The 1,029-nt window shown below is 53.0% G+C and carries 2 pseudogenes; both read right to left on the bottom strand.

The features are described from left to right. Nucleotides 1-286, bottom strand: a pseudogene (locus FDX22_RS22515) (TetR family transcriptional regulator); the annotation flags it as partial. Nucleotides 287-321: 35 nt separating this feature from the next. Continuing rightward, a pseudogene (locus FDX22_RS22505) lies at nucleotides 322-1,029 on the bottom strand (thioredoxin family protein); the annotation flags it as partial.

Raw genomic sequence — 1,029 nt, 5'->3', positions numbered from 1 at the left:
CAGTAGTTTCTGCTCAGCGCTCAGCGTGTCATCCAGCAAAAGCTGACGCCGCCAGATATCCACCCGTTGACTGAGGTAACGCAAGGCATCGTACAGAATGGCCTCTTTATCGGGCCAGAAGCGTTGCAGTTCATCAAGTGGATAATTGACATGCTCTGCCACCATTTCCAGTGTGGTATTGGCTATCCCTTGANATATGGTCGGCCACCATTTCCAGCGTGGTATTGGCTATCCCTTGCACCTCAAGTAATTTCAGGGCTTCTCCCAGGACATCTTCACGTTGCACGGTATTCTCCTCCGTTTTCCTTTTGCAAGTGTCGCTCACGGTTGGCGATCGCGCAAATGTGCGCTGAAGGTCGCGGCATCCATAAAACCCGTTACCCGGGCCTCCGGATGCTCTTTTCCCTCGGCATCAAAGAACAAGATAGTCGGCAAACCTAAAACCTGTAGGTGTTTCAGCAGAGCGACATCCTGGGCATTGTTTGCTGTCACATCAGCTTGCAACAGCACCGTGTTGCCTAGCGCTTGCTGAACCNGCTTAATGCCTGTTGAACCAGCGGATCGCTGAAGGTGTATTTCTCAAATTCTTTGCAGGCTACGCACCAGTCGGCATACAGATCCAGCATGACTGGCCTGCCTTTAGCTTGCTCCAGCGCTTGATTTAACGCATCTACCGATGCCACCGGCGTGAAGTTAAGGTGTGCCTGGGTTTGAGTATGCGGCGCGCCGAACGCCCAGTCTTGCAGTGGACGCACGCATACCAGTGCTGCGGCTAACAGGACAATCTGCACGATACGCATCCAGGCGTGCTTTGCCTGCAGGCTGGTGATGAACGCCCAGCCAAAGAACGCGACGCCTAACAGTGACCATAAGCGAATGCCCCATTCGTCGCCAATAATGCGTTCGAGTAAAAAGACGGGAAGCGCAAGGATGACGAAACCAAAAGCGGTTTTGACATGTTCCATCCATGGGCCACTTTTAGGCAGCAGGCGGTTACCAAATACGGTAATCAGCATCAGGGGTAATCCC

This window comes from Citrobacter sp. TBCS-14 (assembly GCF_005280805.1).
In the GTDB taxonomy this organism is placed as follows: Bacteria; Pseudomonadota; Gammaproteobacteria; order Enterobacterales; family Enterobacteriaceae; genus Citrobacter; species Citrobacter gillenii.
Note: the sequence above shows the minus strand (reverse complement) of the source record. Positions and strands in the feature narration are given on the sequence as shown.